2 protein-coding genes are annotated in these 1,455 nt (G+C 28.2%); both read left to right on the forward strand.

The window, feature by feature from the left end; translation table 11 throughout:
- Positions 1–147 precede the first annotated feature (147 nt).
- Positions 148–810 (forward strand): hypothetical protein, encoded by a 663-nt coding sequence (locus HC176_RS15485; RefSeq protein WP_167919873.1) that lies wholly within the window; start codon positions 148–150, stop codon positions 808–810.
- Entirely contained in the window at positions 807–1,127 is a 321-nt protein-coding gene (locus HC176_RS15490) for a hypothetical protein (RefSeq protein WP_167919875.1), read from the forward strand. Before HC176_RS15485 ends, HC176_RS15490 begins: the two co-directional genes overlap by 4 nt.
- The last annotated feature ends 328 nt before the right edge of the window (positions 1,128–1,455 follow it).

Genomic DNA, 1,455 nt, shown 5'->3' on the forward strand with positions numbered 1-1,455 from the left:
TCAACTCGACGGCTTTTTGTTTAAATTCTAAGGTGTAATGTTTAGATTTTCTTCTCATAATTGCTAAAATAAAAACTAGCAAACATATGCTCTCATCTTTATGTCCAGTCTAATGTAGTAATTCCAATTTCTGGATTTTCAACTGAAATGAATAAAACTAATGATAGTTATGGAGTAAAACCTGTGCTAATATTACCGATAGATATAGATGATAACTTTGAAAATTATATAAAATTCTATTTTAGAAAAAAAGAACTTCAAAATGGTTTTAAAAGTTGTTCAACAGCTTCTTTCAAAAAAATGATAGAAGAAAATAAAAAACATAACAAGGAACTAAATATTAAAATACCACCTGAACTTGTTACTAGTTATAATCAATTTTTAGAATATTTTTCAGATTACGTTAAACACGCCAAAGGGGAAAATATAGAATTTAATATTGTCAAATTAAAAGATGGACTTGATATTTCTTTATCAGTTCCTGATGATAGCGATATAGAGACAATAGGGAATTATCTTAATGAATATTTAAATTTCACTAAACAAAATATTGAGAAATTAAAAGTTAACGTTGAAACAGATATTAGTGAAACAGACTTCAATCTACTTGTATTAGATTTAAAGCATCAAGTAACTAGCTTAAAACATAGTTTAGAACTAGCTAGTTTAAGAAATAATCTTCTTTCTGGGCAAGTTGACCATTTAAAAGAATTGAGCTCTGATTTTGCAAAAAAGGAAAACGTTATACACACACAAATAATAAACGGAGGAGACCAGCAATTTGCAGATAAAATAAAAAATAAAGGATGAAAATAAATAATCAAAATATTTACGGAGGTAATCAACAGTTCGCTGATTTAATTATTAATTCAAAGGATAATAAGATTGACGAACTTGATAGAAAATTCTTAAAGTTAGTTTATGAAAATACAAGTTCACCAGAAGAGAGAGAAGAGTTAATAAAAAGCTTAAGTGATATCAAAGAAAATGGCACTAACAAAGAATCAATTCAAAAATCAAGAAATATTTTATCCAATTTTTTAAAAGTAATTCCTGGAGAAGCTGGAAAACAAATAGTAAAAGAGCTAATTGAAAATGGTTCTGAATATTTAACTGGATTAATATAAAATACGGTTGCCAACAATGGCTATAAGTAATTGCTTGTTCTCGCCTACCTCTGAAAATCCTCGCGGATTTTCAGTTTGGTGTGTACTTGCAAAGTTAAGTGCTAAACCACGCAACTACTCATAGCCGAGACCGTTGTACACAATATAAGAACAGAACGTGAAACAACTGACAGAGGAAGAAATATGTAACCTTCCCTAAAAATGTAACCTTCCCTAAAAATAAGACAGTTTAAAATTCGAAATTATTAATTTTAAACCAATAAACTGTCAGATGAAAAAAAGTAGATTTACCGAAAGTCAGATCATCAAGATCTTAAAAGAAAACGAA

This window comes from Tamlana crocina (genome assembly GCF_012037625.1).